Origin of the sequence: Serratia sp. BNK-10 (assembly GCF_047456065.1) — a bacterium.
GTDB lineage: Bacteria > Pseudomonadota > Gammaproteobacteria > Enterobacterales > Enterobacteriaceae > Serratia > Serratia ureilytica.
Genome location: NZ_CP179894.1, coordinates 3865193 through 3885402 on the forward strand (window position 1 = coordinate 3865193; position 20210 = coordinate 3885402).

Annotated in this window: 13 protein-coding genes; 7 read left to right on the plus strand and 6 right to left on the minus strand. The window is 61.8% G+C overall.

Annotated features, from left to right (window positions below; translation table 11 throughout):
• Positions 1–49 precede the first annotated feature (49 nt).
• The 3 genes from glnD (at position 50) to ACMGG9_RS18665 (ending at position 4099) form a co-directional block, all read left to right on the plus strand.
• A complete protein-coding gene (gene glnD, locus ACMGG9_RS18655; RefSeq protein WP_262825750.1) occupies positions 50–2713 on the plus strand; it encodes a bifunctional uridylyltransferase/uridylyl-removing protein GlnD in 2664 nt (887 codons plus the stop codon).
• Positions 2714–2755: 42 nt separating this feature from the next.
• On the plus strand, positions 2756–3580 hold the full coding sequence (gene dapD / locus ACMGG9_RS18660) for a 2,3,4,5-tetrahydropyridine-2,6-dicarboxylate N-succinyltransferase (RefSeq protein WP_004931932.1): 825 nt from the start codon (positions 2756–2758) through the stop codon (positions 3578–3580).
• A 129-nt stretch (positions 3581–3709) separates the two neighbouring features.
• A complete protein-coding gene (locus ACMGG9_RS18665) occupies positions 3710–4099 on the plus strand; it encodes a DUF3461 family protein (RefSeq protein ID WP_004931929.1) in 390 nt (129 codons plus the stop codon).
• A 57-nt stretch (positions 4100–4156) separates the two neighbouring features.
• Here the strand turns inward: ACMGG9_RS18665 and ACMGG9_RS18670 are convergent, their stop codons facing one another.
• The 5 genes from ACMGG9_RS18670 to ACMGG9_RS18690 all read right to left on the minus strand — a co-directional run bounded on the left by ACMGG9_RS18670 (position 4157) and on the right by ACMGG9_RS18690 (position 14320).
• Positions 4157–4609: a flavodoxin gene (locus ACMGG9_RS18670; RefSeq protein ID WP_033644870.1), complete on the minus strand. Its 453-nt coding sequence runs from the start codon at positions 4607–4609 to the stop codon at positions 4157–4159.
• 33 nt (positions 4610–4642) lie between these two features.
• The gene (gene truC / locus ACMGG9_RS18675) at positions 4643–5413 is read right to left on the minus strand and encodes a tRNA pseudouridine(65) synthase TruC (protein WP_342193374.1); all 771 of its coding nucleotides are present in this window, start codon (positions 5411–5413) and stop codon (positions 4643–4645) included.
• Between the two features lie 60 nt (positions 5414–5473).
• Positions 5474–7822 carry a penicillin-binding protein 1C gene (gene pbpC / locus ACMGG9_RS18680; protein WP_342193373.1) on the minus strand — a complete coding sequence of 783 codons (2349 nt, stop codon included), beginning with the start codon at positions 7820–7822 and terminating at the stop codon, positions 5474–5476.
• A gap of 49 nt (positions 7823–7871) precedes the next feature.
• Positions 7872–13847 (minus strand): alpha-2-macroglobulin, encoded by a 5976-nt coding sequence (locus ACMGG9_RS18685; RefSeq protein ID WP_414161622.1) that lies wholly within the window; start codon positions 13845–13847, stop codon positions 7872–7874.
• A gap of 146 nt (positions 13848–13993) precedes the next feature.
• Positions 13994–14320 (minus strand): YqcC family protein, encoded by a 327-nt coding sequence (locus tag ACMGG9_RS18690; protein ID WP_033644943.1) that lies wholly within the window; start codon positions 14318–14320, stop codon positions 13994–13996.
• A gap of 178 nt (positions 14321–14498) precedes the next feature.
• Here ACMGG9_RS18690 and ACMGG9_RS18695 point away from each other — a divergent pair, with 178 nt between their 5' ends.
• A complete protein-coding gene (locus ACMGG9_RS18695; protein ID WP_033644867.1) occupies positions 14499–15737 on the plus strand; it encodes an MFS transporter in 1239 nt (412 codons plus the stop codon).
• A 609-nt stretch (positions 15738–16346) separates the two neighbouring features.
• Here the strand turns inward: ACMGG9_RS18695 and syd are convergent.
• On the minus strand, positions 16347–16895 hold the full coding sequence (gene syd, locus ACMGG9_RS18700) for a SecY-interacting protein (RefSeq protein ID WP_033644866.1): 549 nt from the start codon (positions 16893–16895) through the stop codon (positions 16347–16349).
• 63 nt (positions 16896–16958) lie between these two features.
• On the opposite strand from syd, the gene queF reads away from it, so the two are divergent.
• The 3 genes from queF (at position 16959) to xni (ending at position 20174) form a co-directional block, all read left to right on the plus strand.
• Positions 16959–17804, plus strand: coding sequence for an NADPH-dependent 7-cyano-7-deazaguanine reductase QueF (gene queF / locus ACMGG9_RS18705; RefSeq protein WP_414161623.1), 846 nt, complete (start codon positions 16959–16961; stop codon positions 17802–17804).
• Between the two features lie 192 nt (positions 17805–17996).
• Positions 17997–19361: a nucleotide 5'-monophosphate nucleosidase PpnN gene (ppnN, locus tag ACMGG9_RS18710; protein ID WP_021505658.1), complete on the plus strand. Its 1365-nt coding sequence runs from the start codon at positions 17997–17999 to the stop codon at positions 19359–19361.
• 54 nt (positions 19362–19415) lie between these two features.
• A complete protein-coding gene (xni, locus tag ACMGG9_RS18715; RefSeq protein WP_147881137.1) occupies positions 19416–20174 on the plus strand; it encodes a flap endonuclease Xni in 759 nt (252 codons plus the stop codon).
• Positions 20175–20210 lie beyond the last annotated feature (36 nt).

Below are 20210 nucleotides of genomic sequence, written 5' to 3' on the forward strand. Positions count from 1 at the left end.
GAATATCACCAGGCCGGCTTATGCCGGCCTTTTTTATGGGCTGCGCACTATGTCTGACAATCTTCTTCAACAGGCGGCCCCGGCCGTGCCGATGCCGCCCGCCTCCCCCAGCGCCTACGGCGACGACGAGCTCACCTGCCCGGTGCTGAAACAGCGGCTGGAACAGTTTCAGCTGTGGCTGGCGGCGGCGTTCGACGCCGGCTCCAGTGCAGAAAGCCTGGTGGCGGCGCGCAGCGACTTCATCGATCGCCTGCTGCGCCGGCTGTGGACGTTCTACGGCTTTGAAGATATCCCGGAAACCGCGCTGGTGGCGGTCGGCGGCTACGGCCGCGGCGAGCTGCACCCGCTGTCGGATATCGACGTGCTGGTGCTCAGCCAGCGCCGGCTGACGGAGCAACAGTCGCTGCGGGTCGGCGAATTCATCACCCTGCTGTGGGATCTCAAGCTGGAAGTGGGCCACAGCGTACGCACCCTGGAAGAGTGTTTGCTGGAAGGGCTGGCGGATCTGACCGTGGCCACCAACCTGATCGAATCGCGCATGATCTGCGGCGACGTCGCGCTGTTCCTGCAGATGCAAAAGCATATCTTCAGCGACGGCTTTTGGCCTTCGCCGCAGTTTTTCCACGCCAAGATCAACGAGCAGCAAGAACGTCATCAGCGCTACCACGGCACCAGCTATAACCTGGAGCCGGATATCAAAAGCAGCCCCGGCGGCCTGCGCGACATCCACACGCTGCTGTGGGTGGCGCGTCGCCACTTCGGCGCCACCTCGCTGGACGAAATGGTCGGCTTCGGCTTTCTCACCCAGGCCGAACGCAACGAGCTGAACGAATGCCAGAGCTTCCTGTGGCGCATCCGCTTTGCGCTGCACCTGGTGCTGCCGCGTTACGACAACCGTCTGCTGTTCGATCGCCAGCTCAGCGTCGCGCAGCTGCTGCGCTATGAAGGCGAAGGCAACGAGCCGGTCGAGCGCATGATGAAAGACTTCTACCGCATGACGCGGCGCGTCAGCGAGCTGAATCACATGCTGCTGCAGCTGTTCGACGAGGCCATCCTGGCGCTGGACGCCACCGAAAAACCGCGTCCGCTGAACGACGATTTCCAACTGCGCGGCGATCTGATCGATCTGCGTGACGAAACGCTGTTCATCCGCGAGCCGCAAGCCATCATGCGCATGTTCTACCTGATGGTGCGCAACCGCGAGATCAAAGGCATTTACTCCACCACAGTGCGCCAGCTGCGCCACGCGCGCCGCCACCTGAAACAGCCGCTGTGCACCATCCCGGAAGCGCGCGATCTGTTCATGGCCATCCTGCGCCATCCCGGCGCGGTGTCGCGCGCGCTGGTGCCGATGCACCGTCACAGCGTGCTGTGGGCCTACATGCCGCAGTGGGGCAAGATCGTCGGGCAGATGCAGTTCGATCTGTTCCACGCCTATACCGTCGACGAACACACTATCCGGGTGCTGCAGAAGCTGGAGAGCTTCGCCGATCCGCAAACCCGGCCGCGCCATCCGCTGTGCGTGGAGCTGTATCCGCGCCTGCCGCACCCGGAACTGCTGCTGCTGGCGGCCTTGTTCCACGATATCGCCAAAGGGCGCGGCGGCGATCACTCGATCCTCGGCGCGGAGGACGTGGTGGAGTTCGCCGAGCTGCACGGCCTCAACTCGCGAGAAACCCAACTGGTAGCCTGGCTGGTGCGCTGCCACCTGCTGATGTCGGTCACCGCGCAGCGCCGCGATATCCAGGATCCGACGGTGATCCAGCAGTTCAGCAGCGAAGTGCAGAGCGAAACTCGCCTGCGCTACCTGGTATGCCTGACGGTGGCGGATATCTGCGCCACCAACGAAACCCTGTGGAACAGCTGGAAGCAGAGCCTGTTGCGCGAGCTGTATTTCGCCACCGAGAAACAGCTGCGCCGCGGCATGCAAAACAGCCCGGATCTGCGCGAACGCGTGCGCCACCACCGGCTGCAGGCGTTGGCGCTGCTGCGCATGGACAACATCGACGAAGAGGCGCTGCACCGCATCTGGAGCCGCTGCCGCGCCGACTATTTCCTGCGCCACTCGCCGAATCAGCTGGCCTGGCACGCCCGCCATCTGCTGGCCCACGATTCCACCCAGCCGCTGGTGCTGGTCAGCCGCCAGGCGACGCGCGGCGGCACCGAGATCTTCATCTGGAGCCCGGATCGTCCTTATCTGTTCGCCGCCGTCGCCGGGGAGATGGATCGCCGCAACCTGAGCGTGCACGACGCCCAGATCTTCACCAACCGCGACGGTATGGCGATGGACACCTTTATCGTGCTGGAGCCGGACGGCAGCCCGCTGGCGCAGGATCGCCACGCGGCGATCCGCCAGGCGCTGCTGCAGGCCATCACCCAGCGGGAGTACCAGCCGCCGCGCGTGCGCCGCCCCTCTTCCAAGCTGCGCCACTTCAGCGTGCCGACCGAGGTCACTTTCCTGCCGACCCACACCGATCGCCGCAGCTACCTGGAGCTGACCGCGCTCGACCAACCCGGCCTGCTGGCGCGGGTGGGCGAAGTGTTCGCCGATCTGGGGCTGTCGCTGCACGGCGCGCGCATTTCCACCATCGGCGAACGGGTCGAGGATTTGTTTATCCTGGCCGACGGCGAGCGGCGCGCGCTCGACCAAGAAACGCGCAGAAAGTTGGAGCAACGGTTGACAGAGGCCCTCACCCCAAACGATAAAATGTGATACAAGTAACTTTTTACCGACAACATCAGGAAAGAGAACAGCATGCAGCAATTACAGAACGTTATTGAAAGCGCCTTCGAACGCCGTGCGGACATCACCCCGGCGAACGTAGACACCGTAACGCGCGAAGCGGTAAACCAGGTGATCGGCCTGCTGGACAGCGGCGCCCTGCGCGTCGCCGAGAAGATCGACGGTCAATGGGTCACCCACCAGTGGCTGAAGAAAGCCGTGCTGCTCTCTTTCCGCATCAACGACAACAAGGTGATGGACGGCGCGGAAACCCGCTACTACGACAAAGTGCCGATGAAATTCGCCGACTACGACGAAGCACGCTTCCAGAAGGAAGGCTTCCGCGTCGTGCCGCCGGCCACCGTGCGCCAGGGCGCGTTCATCGCTCGCAACACCGTGCTGATGCCGTCTTACGTTAACATCGGCGCCTACGTCGACGAAGGCACCATGGTCGACACCTGGGCCACCGTCGGTTCTTGCGCGCAGATCGGCAAAAACGTTCACCTGTCCGGCGGCGTCGGCATCGGCGGCGTGCTCGAGCCGCTGCAGGCCAACCCGACCATCATCGAAGACAACTGCTTCATCGGCGCGCGTTCCGAAGTGGTGGAAGGCGTGATCGTGGAAGAAGGCTCGGTGATTTCGATGGGCGTCTACCTCGGCCAGAGCACCCGCATCTATGACCGCGAGACCGGCGAAATCCATTACGGCCGCGTGCCGGCGGGCTCGGTGGTGGTTTCCGGCAACCTGCCGTCGAAAGACGGTTCTTACAGCCTGTACTGCGCGGTGATCGTCAAGAAAGTCGACGCCAAAACGCGCGGTAAAGTCGGCATTAATGAGTTATTGCGTACTATCGACTAAATTGAAATAGCGGGTGATTCACCCGCTATTTTTTTGTCTGCGTTTCGCTGGCAGTCACAGTCGCAGATCTCGCTTTCCGCCATAATCGCAGTCGTGGAATATAACGATCACATCTAAAGAGGGCGCAGTATGTACGATAACTTGAAGAGTTTGGGCATCAATCAACCGGAAGACGTCGATCGCTATAGCCTGCGTCAAGAGGCCAACAACGACATCCTCAAGATCTATTTCCGCAAGGACAAGGGCGAGTTCTTCGCCAAGAGCGTGAAGTTCAAGTATCCGCGCCAGCGTAAAACCGTGGTGGCGGACAACGCCGGCCAGGGCTACAAGGAAATTCACGAGATCAACCCGAACCTGCGTTACGTGATCGACGAGCTGGATCAGCTGTGCCAGCGCGATCAGGTGGAAGTGGATCTGAAGCGTAAAATCCTCGACGACCTGCGCCATCTCGAAGGCGTGGTGTCGCACAAGATTGCCGAGATCGAAGCCGATCTGGAAAAACTCACCCGCGGCAAATAATGCGGATCGGCTGACCCGCATCATCGTTAAGGCGCCCTTTTGCGGCGCCTTTTTACGTTATGACTGCAGCAGCGTGCCCCACTGCTCGACCCACGGGCAGGCGGCCACTTCCGGCTCCGGCTGTTCCATCGCATCGATTTCCAGCACTTCGCCAACGCGGGTGGCGCCCTGTTCCTGCAGCAGCGCATCGAACGTGCGCCCAGCGCCGCAGAAGTGGTCATAGCTGCTGTCGCCGAGGGCGATCAGCCCATAGCGCAGCTCCGGCTGATAGCCAACCTGATCGCGGATAGCGTGGAACAGCGGCGCGATGCTGTCCGGCAGATCGCCCTGCCCGGTAGTGGAGGTGATCACCAGCGCGTAGTGCTGACGATAAAACTGCCAGGCCTCCAGCGTGCCCTCTTCGAACAGTTTGACCTCATGGCCCTGCTCGCTGAGGATGTTTTGCGCCTCTTCCGCCACCAGCAGCGAATTGCCGTAGACCGTTCCCACGAAGATACCAACCTGAGCCATGGCTCCTACTCCCTTCATTACCTTTAAAAATTGTCAGCTATCCTGACCGTTAGCCGCGCTAAACTCAACCCCGGCAAGTTCAGGGAATACCCTCGCCCAGCCGAACTGCGCCATCACCCCTTGCCAGGCCTCGTCCCAGCGCGCCGTTACCTGCAGCGGCTCGCCGGTCACCGGGTGCGTCAGCTGCAGATGGCTGGCGTGCAGCATCAGGCGCGGGCAACCGAAATGCTGCGCCATCCCGCGATTCTGCCGCAGATCGCCGTGCTTGCTGTCGCCGATGATCGGGTGGCGCAGGTGCGCCATATGGCGCCGCAGCTGATGTTTGCGGCCGGTTTCCGGCTGCAGTTCCACCAGACTGTAACGCGCGCTGTCGTAGCGGCCGACGGCCACCGGCATCTCTACCTGCGCCAACGGCCGGTAGTGCGTCACGGCCGGCTGCGGCCCCTTGTCGGCATCGGCATGTTTATCGGCGATTTTATCCAGCTCCGCCGTCAGCGGGTAGTCGAGGGTCGCCCCCTCCTGCACGTAACCGCGCACCACCGCATGGTAGGTTTTCTGCACCTGATGCTGCTCGAACTGCTGCGACAGCAGACGCGCCACCTCGCTGGAGAGCGCCATCAGCAGCACGCCGGACGTCGGACGATCGAGACGGTGCACGGTAAAGACGTGCTTCCCGAGCTGATCGCGCACCGTCTGCATCATAAAGCGAGTTTCATGACGGTCCAGCCAACTGCGGTGCACCAACCAGCCCGACGGTTTGTTCACCGCCACCAGGTGTTCATCCTGATACAAAATCTCAATCACATCGCATTCCCAGGTCAATAGCCGTTTCGGGCGCGAGTATAACAGGCATGGGACGCAACGCTAGTTCACCCATTCGATGGTCACCAGGCGCGTATCGGCCCGGCCGCGATCGTCCACCGCCCGAATGCGGTAGCGCCCGTTATTGATCGGCCGCCAGTCGATCGGTTTTTTGCTGGCGCTGCTGCCGAGATAGATATCGTCGACGAACCAGTACACCGTCTTGCTGTCGGCGTCCGTCACCGCATTGAAGGCGATTTTGTCCCGTCCCTGCTGCGACTGGCGCAGGGTATAAGTGGTGTTTTTCAACGGCGAGGTGATGCGCGGCGCGTTGCCGCCGACGGCGATGCCGTTGTCCTTGCAGCGATTGACCGGCGGCGCCCGCTTCGGCAGCCCGGCCTGGGCGAACACGTTGGCCAAATCGGAAGGCCAGAATTCAAAAATTTCGGTGTGGGTCTGCGCCGCGTCATACGGCGGGCAAACAACCTCGCCGCTGTGAGTATCCAGCACCACCGGCCGGTAGACGCTGTCTACCTTGATCGGCGACTTGCCGGGAATGAACCAGGTCTTGCCCTTTTGCTGGCACCAAGGCGTCGGCAGATCGCCGCTGGCGAGACAGATGTCTACCCGCCGCAGCCGCTTGGGGAACGGATGTTTCGGTTCCCGCAGGGCGGGATAGCTGGCATTGACGCTGTCGATGATATTGAAAAACAGCGGCGCGGCCGCCTCGGCGCCGACCAACGCATTGTTGCCGCGCCCATCGAAGTTGCCTTCCCACACCACCAGCACGTAAGGGCCGAAAATCCCGACGCTCCAGGCGTCGCGAAAGCCCCATGAAGTGCCGGTCTTCCAGTACACCGGCAGCGACGAAGAACGCTGCGCCAGCGTATCGCCCGGCCGCCGGTGCTGGCGCAGCATATCCAGCGTGATGAAACTGGCCTCCTCGCTCAACAGCCGCACCGGCCTCGGTTCACCCTCGTTCAGCCGCAATCGCAGCGGCCGCAGCTCGCCGCGGTTCGCCAGCAACGCGTACAGCTTCGCCAGCTCCTGCGCCGTCACCTCGCCGCCGCCCAGCACCAGCGACAGTCCGTAGTGGCCCTCATTGGCCATATTGGCGACGCCGGTCAGGCGCAAAAACTGATAAAAGGTCGGCTGACGCAGCTGTGAGGCGACATAGACAGCCGGGATGTTACGGCTGAAATTCAGCGCGTCGGTGGCGGTCACCGGGCCGAGAAAACGCCGGTCGAAATTTTCCGGCGCATAGGCGCCGAACGACGAAGGCACGTCTTTCAGAATGGTCATCGGATGCAGCACGCCCTGCTCCATGCCCAGCGCGTAGATGAACGGCTTCAGCGTCGATCCCGGCGAACGCTTGGCGTTGGTGCCGTTCACCTGCCCCTGGATCGGACGATTGTAATAGTCCGCCGAGCCCACCAGCGCGCGCACCCCCATATCGCGGCTGTCCACCAGCAGCACCGCGGCGTTTTGGATGCCGCGGCTGCGGTTGCGGGCGATAAAAGCGTTGACCTGCCGTTCGACCAGCCGCTGCAGCCCGGCGTCCAGCGTCGTGTCTACGCGGGTATCGCGCTGCACCAGTTGCTGCGTCTGCAGGCGCAGCTGTTCGATAAAGTGCGGTGCGATATAAGGCACTTGTTCAGGCTGCCGCAGCGCCAACGGCAGGCGGAACAGCGTTTGCTGGCTGGCGTCGGTGGGGTAAACCCGCTGCCAACGCTGGAACAGACGATTGCGCGCCTGCGTCAACGCCGCGCCGAGCACGCCGGTTTTCGGCTCCAGACGGTAGCTGGGTGACTGCGGCAAGACCGCCAGCGTCAGCGCCTCCGGCAGAGTCAACTCCCGCGGCGACTTGGCGAAATAGATCAGGCTGGCGGCGCCGATGCTTTCAATGTTGCGGCCGTAGGGCGCGTAATTCAAATAGGCTTCCAGGATATCGCGCTTGGAGTAGCTCAGTTCCAGCTGCACCGCACGCAGCACCTGCAACACCTTGCCGCCCGGCGTACGGGTATTGAGATGCCAGCGCATCCGCGCCAGCTGCATGCTGATGGTCGAACCGCCCTGCATTTTGCCGCCGGCGACATAGCTGCGCCAGAAACCGCGCATCAGGCTGACAGGGTTAAAGCCGGGGTTATAGTAGAACCAACGATCTTCGTGCAGCAGCAACCCGCGCACCGCCAGCGGCGACACTTGCTCCAGCGGGGTCCACAGCCGGTAGCGATCGTCGTTGGCCAGCGTAATGCGCAGCAGCGCGCCGTGCCTGTCGTAATAAACGGAAGACTGCGGCAGCCCCTGCCACAGGGGCGGATGCGGCCACAGCCGAATTGCGGTCAACAGCAGCGCCAGTAAAAACACCGCCATCAAGCCGTTTTGCAGCACGCGCCCGGTCAGGATCTTCATACGTTCTCAGCATTCCGGCGCCAGACGCTGGCCTGGCGCCGGATACGGCCTAGTCGTTGCCCGCCGGCACCACCACCAGCTTGCCGCCGCCGGCCGACATGGCCTGCACTTCTCGGTCATACATGGCTTCGCCGTAGGCCGGTGGAATAATAAAGCTGCCGGTATTGGTGGCCTTGATCTGATAGACGAACTCCTGCACCTCGGTGCCGGCGCTGCCGTAGATAATCACCCGATCTTCACGGATGTCGCTGTAATCCGGCGCCCAGGTGGAGCCGGTGGCGGCCAGCGGCGACTGCCAGCCGCCGCGATCGTCGCTCTCCTCACCGGCATCGGCCGGTTCCGGCGGCGTCTGCTGCACCACTTCGAACCCGCCCGGCAGCAGATCGACAATCGCCAGGTTGCTCTGCCCCTCTTTCGAGTTGGCGCGCACCTTCAGATGGACGTTGATCTTCTGCCCCAGCGTCACCTGCGTCACCGGTTTGCCCTGTTCGTCGGTGTACTCGCGGACGATCTCAATCCCGCGCGACAGCGCTTTTTGCGGCGCGTTCAGATCGTAACCGGCCTGCGTCACCACATACCAGGCCGGCGCGCTGCCGCCGTTGGTGAAGCGCACGGCGGTGGCATCGGCGTTGAACTGCCCCTGAACGAACAGCCCCTGCAGCTCACTGATGCGCTGCGGGTCGCCGCCGCTTTTGCCCACCTGCACGATGCCTAACGCGTCCGCATTGGCGGATTGCGCCGCCACCTGGGCCGAATAGCTTTCCAGCGCCAGGATGCTCATTGCAGAGGAGTAGGTGGTATAACGCTCTTCCTTCAGTGCCTTGACCATATTCTCCAGCACCTGCGGCGGAATCGACGCCACCTTCTCAGGGAAGTGACGGGTAATCAAATACAGCCGCGTCGCATCCTGCACCAGCGGATCGAAATAGTTCTGCGTCCACCAGGCGCTGTCATAGGCTTTGCTCAGTTGCTGCCAGCTGGGTTGCAACAGCGCGGCGGCTTCGTCGTCCATCTTCAACAAACGATAGGAAGAGGCCAGATACAGCGCGCTCAGATCGGTTTTCCACCCTTCGCCATAGCGTTTTTGCAGCGTATCCTGCACGGCCGCCAGCGAGTTGGTGGTCACTTCGCCCTGCAGCGTCAGCAGGTAGACCGCCCAACTACGCAGGCGCAGCAGATACAGATCATCGAAACCGCTGGCCGCCAGCTCGCGCAGCGCGCCGTTAGCTTCGTCCAGCATGCCTTCCGGCAGGGCGTAACCCGCCGCTTTGGCTTCGAGCAGATATTGCACCACATAAGGCGTGACGAAAGGATCGGCATCCGGCGACGAACGCCAGGCGCCGATCGCCCCGCTGTCGTTCTGACGGGCGCGCAGCACGCCCAGCAGGTTGCGCAGCTGCTTGCTGACTTCCGCCTGGCTCAGGCTGCCTTTCATCTCTGGATGGCGGCTCTGCAACATCAGCGGAATGGAACGGCTGACGATCTGCTCGGAACAGTAATACGGATAATCCGCCAGGTATTGCGCCAACCCGCTGGTCAGCACCAGCGGCGAATTCGACACCGCCGCCCGGCGCTGCGCGAAAGCGTCGAACATCTGGCGCAGGCCATCGACATTCTGGCTGCCGCCGCTCATGCGCCCCATCACCGATTGAGTACGGTACGGCGCCGCCGGCCGCACCGAGGTGCTGACGGTGCGACGGCTGGCCTGGTCGCCGTAACGGGCGTCGAACACCAGCGGCGCATCGCCCAAAACGGCTTTGGCGCGCAGACGGAAGGCGATCACGCCCTCGCGTTTTTCCGCCAGCGTCAGGCTTTGCGTCGCGTTGCCCACCACCTCCAATTGCGGCGGCGGCGTCAGCAGGACGTTGATGGCTGCCGACTGGCCGTTCAGCCCTTCGAGGTTGTTGCTGACGCCCACGCTGACGTCGAACTCATCGCCCGGCGCCACCATCGCCGGCACGTTCGGCGTCATGATGAAGCTGTCGCGCACCGTAGCGGCGGTTTGCGCCTTGCCGATTTTCTCCGGCGTCACCGAAATCGCCATGACGCGGATCTTGCCGTTGAAGTAATCCGGCACCGGATAGACGAACTGTTTCTCGCCGCTGACCTCGGTAATGCCGGACCAATAGGCCACCGGCTTATCGCGCTTGCGCTTGAACGGGTTGAGGTTGAGATCCAGCCCTTCGCCCGCATCGCCGCCCGGCGCCGCGGTCAACGCCATCAGCTTGCTGAATTCCGGCAGGATCAGATCGAGGATCTGCGAGCTGCTCACGTTCAGTTCGCGCTTGCTGAAGAAGAACTCCAGCGGATCCTTCAGACGGTAACGCGCCACCTGCAGAATGCCCTCATCGACGGCGAACAGCGCCACCTGCTGCGGCGCATCGGTCTTGACCGTCATCGTCAGGTTTTCACCCGGTTTGATGACCTCCGGCGCCGTCACCTCGAGGCTGTTTTGGCGCGCCTTGGTGCTGATCTTGAACGGCATCACGCCATAGCTCAGCGGGCTCATGAAGATCTCGCTGGAGTTGATGTCGCGCACGAACTGCACGTTGATGTAGCCGTTGCCCTCCATGCCGGCCGGCACGCGGATCGTCTGCACGGAGCTGGTGGTGTCGGTGTGGAACCACTGCCAGGCGTAAACCTTGTCCTTCTCGATGGTGATCAAGCCGCTGCCGGTATAGGGCGCGTTAATCGCCACCTCGATCTCTTCACCGGGCTGGTATTCCGCCTGGTTGAGTTTTAGCTTCAGTTCGGCGTTGCGATCCAGCGAACGGCTCAGGTTGGCGTTGCCGGCCACGCTGTAGGCGACGCGGTTGAGCGTCTTGCCCTGCGCATCTTCGATCACCAGCACGAAGTCGCCCGGCTTATCGGTCGCCAGCCGCAGATCCGCGCCCTGATCGCCCAGCGCCAGCGGCTGTTCCAAGAGCTGTACTTCCTTCATCTTCGACTGGTATTTGTAAACGCCCGAATCCTGTTTGGTCAGCACCGAAATGTATTTCTGTTCGATCAGCACCTGCTTCAGGTTCGGCATGGCGATCTGTTTCAGGGCCGGATCGATGGCGATCACGTTCAGATGCCGCTCCGCGTCGCGATTGATGTAGCCCAGATCGCCGTCGGCCTTCACCCCAATCAGGTAATCGTAAGGCGAAACCAGCGTACGGGCGGTAGCCGCCACCGAGCGACCGCCGCCGGCAACGAACGCCTCCGACAACAGCTGCAGCTGATAAGTGGCGTCGGCGTAAGATTTCAGATCGAGCGGAATATCAGCCGCGCCGTGTTCATCGGTGGTGCGATCTTCCAGCTCGGTTTCGAACCCGTCGCTGTTTTGTCGGTTTTCGTAGAACGCATAATCCGGGAAGCGATCGAAGCTCGGATACATTGGCCGCAGCGTCAGCCTGGTGGTCACACGGCGATCTTGCGCCGGGGTGCCGAACAGGTTCTGCACATCGATGCTGGCCTTCAGCTCAGACGGCTTGACCCAGCCTTGCTGGCGGTCCGGCGTCAACGCCAGCTTCACTTTCAGTTGATCCGGCTCGAACTCCTTCACATTGACTGCGGTATGGCCGAGCAGCGTGGAGGTGTCGTTGTTTTTGCCGATCAGATACAGATAAACGTTCCACTCGCCGGTGGGCGAGTTTTCATCGGTGGTATAGCTCAGTTCGTTGAAACCGCTGGCGCCCAGCGTCAGCGGCACGGTGGACATCAGCTTGTCGCGCGGATCGCGAATTTCGGCGCGCACCGGCACGCCGGCGAGGCCAACGCGCCAGTCGGCGGCGCGAGTGATCAGGCCGATATTGAAGGTGTCTCCCGGCCGATACACGCCGCGGTCGGAGAACAGGTAGCTGCTGAGCGTGCGCGGATCGGTCGGCGTTTGTTCACCGGCAACGTCGAAGCGCGAGAAATCCAGCCCGCGATCGTTATAGCTGCCGGTCGGCAGGAAGGAGACATCCCCTTCTTTCTCCACCAGGAACATCACCGGCTGGCGCTCGTTGGTGTACACATCCAGCGCCGGGAAACGCACGTGGCCGTCGGCGCCGGTGGTTTGGCTGAGCAGCGTCACGCCGTTTTTGGCCACCACAGATACGTTGGCGCCGCTGACCGGCGCACCGCTTTGGATCGACTGCACGAAGACGTCGCGCGTCTTATCCTGCGAGCTCTTGGCGACGATGCCCAGATCGGTCACCACCACAAAACGCGAATCGCCGACGTCGGGCTGCTCTTCCCCTGCGCTCTCGTCCTGTTCCTGCTCCTGCTCGGCGCCCGCCTCTTCCGCCGCCGGTTTGCGATTCGGCTGCCATTCCGACAGCGTCAACAGAAACACCCCACGATGGGAACTGGCGTTGGTGGAGAGATAGCGGGAAAGATCGATGCCCTGATAATTCACTTCCCCCGGCCGCTCGTTGTTGAGCGCCGTCTGGTATTTGAAATGCTCGGTGAAATACTCATCGTTGAGCCGGTTGAATTCCGTGGACGAGTATTCCCGGCTTTTGAAGGAAACAATGTGCTGCAGCTGACTCGGGATCACCCGCTTGATGTCCAGCCGCAGGCCCGCCACGTTGCGCGCCGCCACGCTGATCTGCTTGTCGCCGTTGACCGACAGCAGCGAGCCCTGCGACATGAACTGCAGCGATTTCGGGAACTCCGGCACTTCGACCACCCGATAAACCTTCTTCGGCATTTTGTAACCGCCGGCGGAGATCAGCTGGTTATCGATCTCGAGCAGCATAAAGCGGTGCGCCGGGGCGTCAAAACGGAAGCTGAACTGCGGCTGATAGGCCTCTTCCGCCTCGTTAAGCGTCAACGGCAGCGGCGTCGCCTGCGCCAGCACGTTCTTGCCGACGCTGTCTACCGTCCATGGGTAAAAGTCTTCAGCATCATTGGCGGCCTCGGCATCGCTCGGATCGTGCTGCGGCAGCAGCCAGGCTTTCGCGGCTCGCGCCAGCTCTTTATCCTTCACCGCATCGCTGAAACCAACCACCAGCGCACGCTGCCCTTTGCCGCCGTCGGTGTCCACCACCTGGGCGCTGGCGTCGCTCAGCGCCAGGCTGTACAGGGTGGGAACCTTGACCCAGTTGCTTTTCGCCTCTTCGACCGCGTTGCCGGCCGCCGTCGATTTAACGCCCTTGCCGACGGTCAGATGTACCGCGCCGCCCTGATCCAGCGCCTGCAGCGGCTCGGAATGCACCCAGGCGTTCAGTTTTTTCTCGTCATAGACCAGAGAGAAATTCAGCTTCTTCTCGGAGGTGGCGCTGCCTTCTTTCAATCCCAGCGAAATCTGTTTTTCAAAGCTGGCGACGTCGACCGGCGCGTTGAACTGCAGATTGAAAATCGCGCTGCGTTTCTGCGCATTCTGCGGATCGCGGTAGTACTCGGCCTGCCCCAGACGGTAGCCGAACGCAGGCACGGTGAAGGCATAGCGGGTTTTGGCGAGTTTGACCTGCGGCGCCAGCAAGGTAGCGGGCTCGAGGGTCACGTCATATTTCGCGCCCATCGGCAGCGGCTTTTTCGGCGTGAACACCAGCGTCGATTCATTGTTCCACGCCCACTGCCCTTCCGCCGTCGGTTTGAGGGTGATGCCGGCGCTCACGGTTTTGCCCACCGCGGCGATCGGCGCGACCGAGCCGCTGAAGGCCAGACTCACCGTTTGTGGCGCTTGCCGGGCGGCGGTGTAATCTATCGGCGCGGGGTTAGCCAGCGATGCGCTGACCTCCTGAACCACCATCGGCGCCGGTTCGATCGGCTGAGGCCGATTTTGCCACCAGTGCCAACCGTAAAACGCGCCGCCCGCGGCGCCTGCCAGCAGCAGCAGGCCCAGACCGATCGCTTTCGGATGTTTATCCACGCCGCTTTCCAGCCGCAGAAAACCGCGCGGCAGCGCAGCCCACCAGGCCGGCGCGCGCCAGCTGAGGTTGCCGACCAGCGGTCTCAGCAACCGCCCCAACAGCGACAAGACCCCACCCAACAGGCGGCAAACGCCCTTAACCAGGGTAAAAGGCAAACGAAGGATAAACCTTAATAAATCCATTATTGCAGCACCTCATCATCCTAATGCAGCCCCCGGTCAACCGCCGCGGTTTAACCGAGCCTAAAGACGCCGTCGGCTCTCCTGCCCGGCATCCGCGCGAGTACTCTACACTGCCGGGCGGCAAAAATCTGCGCGCCGCCGGCGAATTACGGCTCTTTATTCAACATCAAATCCAACTGCTGCAGCAGCACCAACAGCGGCAGACTGCTCGGCTCACGCTCCTTCAACGCCTCCTCGAAGTAAGGCGTGATGGCAAAACGCGTCGGCAGCGGCGCTTCGGCGTCCAACAGCGCATACATGCGCGGCAGAAACACCCACTGCAGCCAAGCCTCGGCCGACATGCTGTCGATGCAGAACGGCTCGGTGCTGGAGAAAGCCTCAGGCTCGGGCGGCGCGGCCTGCCACAAGGCCAAATCGCGCATGGATTGTTCAATCGCCTGCAAACTGCGGCGAACCTGATTATGTATACTCATCTGCATTCCCGATCTCTTTTCATCATGATATTCAGCTCGCTGGCTGAAAGGCGGCAAAGCATAGCATTTTTATAGCCCAAATTTGGCGCGCCCGAGACCGGCTGCCGTTTTTATCTGGTGGCGTGCGCCGCCGCGCGGCACAATAGCCCCACCGAATTCACCACACAGATAAAGATTCATGTCCGTAATAACAGAGAAAAAAAATCACGCGACGCCCGGTAAGGCCATGCTGGCCTCGGTCACCGGTTACGCCATGGACGGGTTTGACCTGCTGATCCTCGGCTTTATGCTGCCGGCCATCAGCATCGAATTAGGATTAACCTCATCGGCCGCCGGCTCGCTGGTCACCTGGACGCTGATCGGCGCGGTGCTGGGCGGCGTGATCTTCGGCCATCTCAGCGATCGCTTCGGCCGCATCCGGGTGCTGACTATCACCATCCTGATGTTTTCCCTGTTCACCGGCCTGTGCGCCGTGGCGCAAGGCTATTGGGATCTACTCGCCTATCGCACGCTGGCGGGCATCGGGCTGGGCGGCGAGTTCGGCATCGGCATGGCGCTGATCGCCGAAGCCTGGCCGGCGGAGAAACGCAACCGCGCTTCGGCCTACGTCGGCATGGGCTGGCAGTTGGGGGTGCTGGCGGCCGCTTTCCTGACGCCGCTGCTGCTGGAACATATCGGCTGGCGCGGCATGTTCCTGGTCGGCCTGCTGCCGGCGCTGGCGTCATTCCTGATCCGCCGCACGCTGGGCGAACCGGAGGAATTCGTGCGGCAGAAAGACGCCGGGCAGCCGCTCTCCTTCCTTCAGCGTTTGCGCCTGCTGTTTAAGGATCGCGCCACCAGCAAGGCCAGCATCGGCATCTTCATTCTCTGTTCGGTGCAGAATTTCGGCTACTACGGGCTGATGATCTGGATGCCGACTTATCTGGCGAAAAACTTCGGCTTCTCGCTCACCAAGTCCGGCCTGTGGACGGCGGTGACGGTGGTCGGCATGACGTTCGGCATCTGGCTGTTCGGCGTCCTGGCCGACCGCTTCGCCCGCTGGAAGATCTTCGTGCTGTATCAGGTCGGCGCGGTGGTGATGGTGATCGGCTACGCCCAGTTGAGCGATCCGATGCTGATGCTGTTCGCCGGCGCAGTGATGGGCATGTTCGTCAACGGCATGATCGGCGGTTACGGCGCGTTGATTTCCGATACCTACCCGGTGCAAGCGCGCGCCACCGCGCAAAACATCCTGTTCAATCTGGGACGCGGCGTCGGCGGCCTGGGGCCATTGGTGATCGGTGCGCTGGTGACGCAGGTGTCGTTTACCGCCGCCATCAGCCTGTTGGCGGCGATTTACCTGCTGGATATCTACGCCACGCTGTTCCTGCTGCCGAAAAAACAGGGCGCAGGCGATACGCTGGGCGCGATTGGTTAACGCGGAAGAAGGATTGAGACGGGGCGCACGCGCGGCGGGATAGAACAAAAAGTTGGGGGCACTGCGTTAACAGTGCCCCCGGTTCGTTTTATAGCCATCCCGCTACACAGCATGCTCCCTGCTCAATCCTTGAAAACTTTTCCTGCGGCCATCCTGACCAAGTGGTCCTTGCATCATCCTGCAGCATCGTCCTGACGCGGTTCCTCAGCCTTCCTGACCCGCCGACAGTCCTGCGCCGGCTCTCAATCTCCGTCCTGGAGGTGTCCTTGGTTTCAATCCTGAAACATCCTGGGCATCTCCTGACGCCATCCCTCGCTCTTGCCTGAGCGCATCCCTTTCTTCTTCCTGAAGCTGCATCATCCTGATGCTTTCCTGCTCCGCCGGGTCCGTGCCGGTAATGATAAGATCGCTCAAATTTCCCGGAATCACAAGGGTTTGAGAGGTGTCTCACACTAAATTAAGACTAAGAGTTATCCTAAAGAAATTCTAACCAATTGATCTGGATAACAATAATCTCATAGTCCAAAGAGAGGTGAAAAAAATTAAGAGCGATCTCTCACAGCCCGTGTGAGAGATCTCTTACACGACCGACGGCGAATCCGCCGCGCTTTAGTCCAGCACTGGGCGCAGCGCATCGAGGAAATTCCCCAGCGTCGCCGCCAACAAAGTGCGCTTATCGCTGCCGAACTGCTCCAGCACCACGTTGCCGCTGACGTTGCACAGCGACACCATCGTCATCTCGGATTCGGTGGTCGCCAGGAAGAGAGTCGGTGACAATTTGAGGCGCTTTTGCGTCACCAGATGGCCGATCAGATTCTCCTGCAGGCGGATGAAATCCTCTTCGCTCCATACCTGCAGCAGGCTCAGGCGATGCTCCCCAAATTGCGCGCTCATGTCACCGGCGTATTGCTGCGTGTAGAAACGGTGCGCATCCGGCTGCAAACGCAGCTCCAGCGCGGCCTCTACCTTCTCCAGCGTCGCCGCCGGTTCGAAAGGCTGCGGCAACCACAGCACGTCGTCCTCGCGATTCTCCACGATGCAGGGCGACGGCACGCCGTACAGCGCCTCGCTGGCCGGCGCGTGGCCGCGCTCTTGCTGCCACAACTCGACATAGCGTTGAGTGAATTCACGCAGAGCGTGCGATACATCATGGTCCATATTCTTTCTCGCATACGTTAAACTGACGGCCATTGTACCTATCTCTGACCGAGGTGACAGCAGATGTCCTCATATCAAGACCACCAGGCCCTGTCAGGGCTGACGCTGGGCAAACCCACCGCCTATCGCGATCGCTACGACGCCACGCTGCTGCAGGCGGTGCCGCGCAGCATGAACCGCGAGCCGCTGGGGCTGTATCCCGACAACCTGCCCTTCCACGGCGCGGACATCTGGACGCTGTACGAACTCTCCTGGCTGAACGCCAACGGGCTGCCTCAGGTGGCGGTGGGCGAGATCGGCCTCAACGCCGACAGCCTGAACCTGATCGAATCGAAAAGCTTCAAGCTGTATCTCAACAGCTTCAACCAAACGCCGTTCGCCGATTGGGAAACGGTGCGCAGCACGCTGCAACGCGATCTGTCCGCCTGCGCCCAGGGCGAGGTGAGCGTCACCCTGTTCAGCGTCGACCAACTGGAAGGCAGCCCGATCGCTCGTCTGGCCGGCGACTGCATCGACCAGCAGGATATTCGCATCGACAATTATGAGTTCAACGCCGACTACCTGCAAAACGCCGCCGGTGAAGAGGTAGTGGAAGAGCAATTGGTCAGCCACCTGCTGAAGTCCAACTGCCTGATCACCCATCAGCCGGACTGGGGCTCGGTGCAGATAAGCTACCGCGGCGGCAAGCTCGATCGCGAAGCGCTGCTGCGCTATCTGGTTTCCTTCCGCCACCACAACGAATTCCACGAGCAATGCGTCGAGCGCATCTTCAACGAGCTGATGCGCTATTGCCGGCCGCAAAGCCTGACGGTTTACGCCCGCTATACCCGCCGCGGCGGACTGGATATCAACCCGTGGCGCAGCAACGTCGCATTCGCTCCCGAGCACGGCCGCCTGGCGCGCCAATAAGTGCGAAACATTGCTCAACAACTGAGCTAACGAGCGGTTTGTGTTGGTAAAAGCGCAGGGACGGCGGTAAGGTTAAAACGAGGCTGCGGCCGGGCAGAGCGCCCGCTTCGCCGCAGCACGCCAACCATAACGAGATGCTGTTTTGCTGCGTATGGATTACTACCGCCCCGCACCGGGTGCAAAGGAGTTACCTTGATTACACACATCAGCCCGCTTGGCTCTATGGATTTATTGTCGCAGCTGGAAGTAGACATGCTGAAGCGCACCGCCAGCAGCGACCTGTACCGCCTGTTTCGCAACTGTTCGCTGGCCGTGTTGAACTCCGGCAGCCAAACCGACAACAGCAAACAGCTGCTGTCGCGCTATGAAACCTTCGATATCAACGTGCTGCGCCGCGAGCGTGGCGTGAAGCTGGAGCTGGTCAATCCACCGGAAGAGGCGTTCGTCGACGGCCGCATCATCCGTTCACTGCAGGCCAACCTGTTCGCCGTGTTGCGCGACATTCTGTTCGTGCACGGCCAAATCGCCAGCGCCGGCCGTTTCCAACACCTGAACCTGGAAAACTCGGCCCACATCACCAACCTGGTGTTCTCGATCCTGCGCAATGCGCGCACGCTGCATCTGGATGAGGATCCCAACATGGTGGTGTGCTGGGGCGGGCACTCGATCAACGAGAACGAATACCTGTACGCGCGCAAGGTCGGCAGCCAGTTGGGCCTGCGCGAGCTCAACATCTGCACCGGCTGCGGGCCGGGCGCCATGGAAGCGCCGATGAAAGGCGCGGCGGTCGGCCACGCGCAGCAGCGTTACCGCAACAGCCGCTTTATCGGCATGACCGAGCCGTCAATCATCGCCGCCGAGCCGCCTAACCCGCTGGTGAACGAGCTGGTGATCATGCCGGACATCGAAAAACGCCTGGAAGCCTTCGTGCGCATCGCGCATGGCATCATTATCTTCCCGGGCGGCGTCGGCACCGCCGAAGAGCTGCTGTACCTGTTGGGTATCCTGATGAACCCGGAGAACAGTGAACAGGTGCTGCCGCTGATCCTGACCGGGCCGAAAGAGAGCGCCGACTACTTCCGCGTGCTGGACGAGTTCATCATGAACACGCTGGGCGACGAAGCGCGCCGCCATTACACCATCATCATCGACGATCCGGCGGAAGTGGCGCGGCAGATGAAAAAAGCCATGCCGCTGGTGAAGGAAAACCGCCGCAACACCGGCGACGCCTACAGCTTTAACTGGTCGATCCGCATCGCGCCGGATCTGCAACTGCCGTTCGAGCCGACCCACGAAAACATGGCTAACCTCAACCTGTATCCGAACCAGCCGCCGGAGCAATTGGCCGCCGCGCTGCGCCGCGCCTTCTCCGGCATCGTCGCTGGCAACGTGAAGGAAAACGGCATCCACGCCATTGAGCAGTTCGGCCCGTACAAGCTGCACGGCGAACCGCAAATGATGAAGCAGATGGACAGCCTGCTGCAGGGCTTTGTTGCCCAGCACCGCATGAAGCTGCCGGGCAGCGCCTATGTGCCCTGCTACGAAATCGTCGCCTGACCCTCAATCCCGGGCGGCGTAACGGCCGCCCTGTTTTTTCTGACCTTACCGCCCATGATGATACACCTACTGATTGTCGACGCCCTGAACCTCATCCGCCGCATTCACGCCGTGCAGGGCTCCCCTTGCGTCAACGCCTGCCGCCACGCGCTGCAGCAGTTGCTTCAGCACAGCCGCCCAACCCACGCGGTGGCGGTATTTGACGAGGACGACCGCAGCGAAAGCTGGCGCCACCAAATTCTGCCGGACTACAAGGCCGGGCGCTCGCCGATGCCGGAAAACCTGCAACAGGAGATGCCGCAGCTGCGTGAAGCCTTCGCCGAACTGGGCGTCGCCAGCTGGCATTCACCCGGCAACGAGGCAGACGATCTGGCGGCCACGCTGGCGGCGAAGGTCGCCGGCAGCGGCCACCAGGTGACCATCGTCTCCACCGACAAAGGCTATTGCCAACTGCTGGCGCCGAACGTACAGATCCGCGATTACTTCCAGAAACGCTGGTTGGATATGCCTTTCGTGCAGCAGGAATTCGGCGTGCTGCCGCAGCAACTGCCGGACTACTGGGGGTTAGCGGGGATCGGCAGCAGCAAGATCCCCGGCGTGGCCGGCATCGGGCCGAAAACCGCCGTGCTGCTGTTGCAGCAGTCGGGCAGTCTGGACGGGATCTATCAGCACCTGGAGCAGGTGCCGGAGAAATGGCGCGGCAAGCTGGAGCAGCACCGCGAGCTGGCCTACGTCAGCAAACACGTCGCCACGCTGCGCACCGATTTGTCGCTAGACGGTAACCTGCAGCAGCTGCGCCTGCCGATACAATAAGGGCGCTGCAAGCAGCGCCCTTCATCAGGTTTAACG

Excerpts from the sequence above, each read along its gene's own strand:
- ACMGG9_RS18665 (WP_004931929.1), top strand. The coding sequence starts at position 3,710 with ATGTACGATAACTTGAAGAGTTTGGGCATCAATCAACCGGAAGACGTC.
- pbpC (WP_342193373.1), bottom strand. The coding sequence starts at position 7,822 with ATGAAGATCCTGACCGGGCGCGTGCTGCAAAACGGCTTGATGGCGGTG.
- xni (WP_147881137.1), top strand. The coding sequence starts at position 19,416 with ATGATGATACACCTACTGATTGTCGACGCCCTGAACCTCATCCGCCGC.
- ACMGG9_RS18685 (WP_414161622.1), bottom strand. The coding sequence starts at position 13,847 with ATGGATTTATTAAGGTTTATCCTTCGTTTGCCTTTTACCCTGGTTAAG.
- syd (WP_033644866.1), bottom strand. The coding sequence starts at position 16,895 with ATGGACCATGATGTATCGCACGCTCTGCGTGAATTCACTCAACGCTAT.
- queF (WP_414161623.1), top strand. The coding sequence starts at position 16,959 with ATGTCCTCATATCAAGACCACCAGGCCCTGTCAGGGCTGACGCTGGGC.
- dapD (WP_004931932.1), top strand. The coding sequence starts at position 2,756 with ATGCAGCAATTACAGAACGTTATTGAAAGCGCCTTCGAACGCCGTGCG.
- ACMGG9_RS18690 (WP_033644943.1), bottom strand. The coding sequence starts at position 14,320 with ATGAGTATACATAATCAGGTTCGCCGCAGTTTGCAGGCGATTGAACAA.
- glnD (WP_262825750.1), top strand. The coding sequence starts at position 50 with ATGTCTGACAATCTTCTTCAACAGGCGGCCCCGGCCGTGCCGATGCCG.
- ACMGG9_RS18670 (WP_033644870.1), bottom strand. The coding sequence starts at position 4,609 with ATGGCTCAGGTTGGTATCTTCGTGGGAACGGTCTACGGCAATTCGCTG.
- ACMGG9_RS18695 (WP_033644867.1), top strand. The coding sequence starts at position 14,499 with ATGTCCGTAATAACAGAGAAAAAAAATCACGCGACGCCCGGTAAGGCC.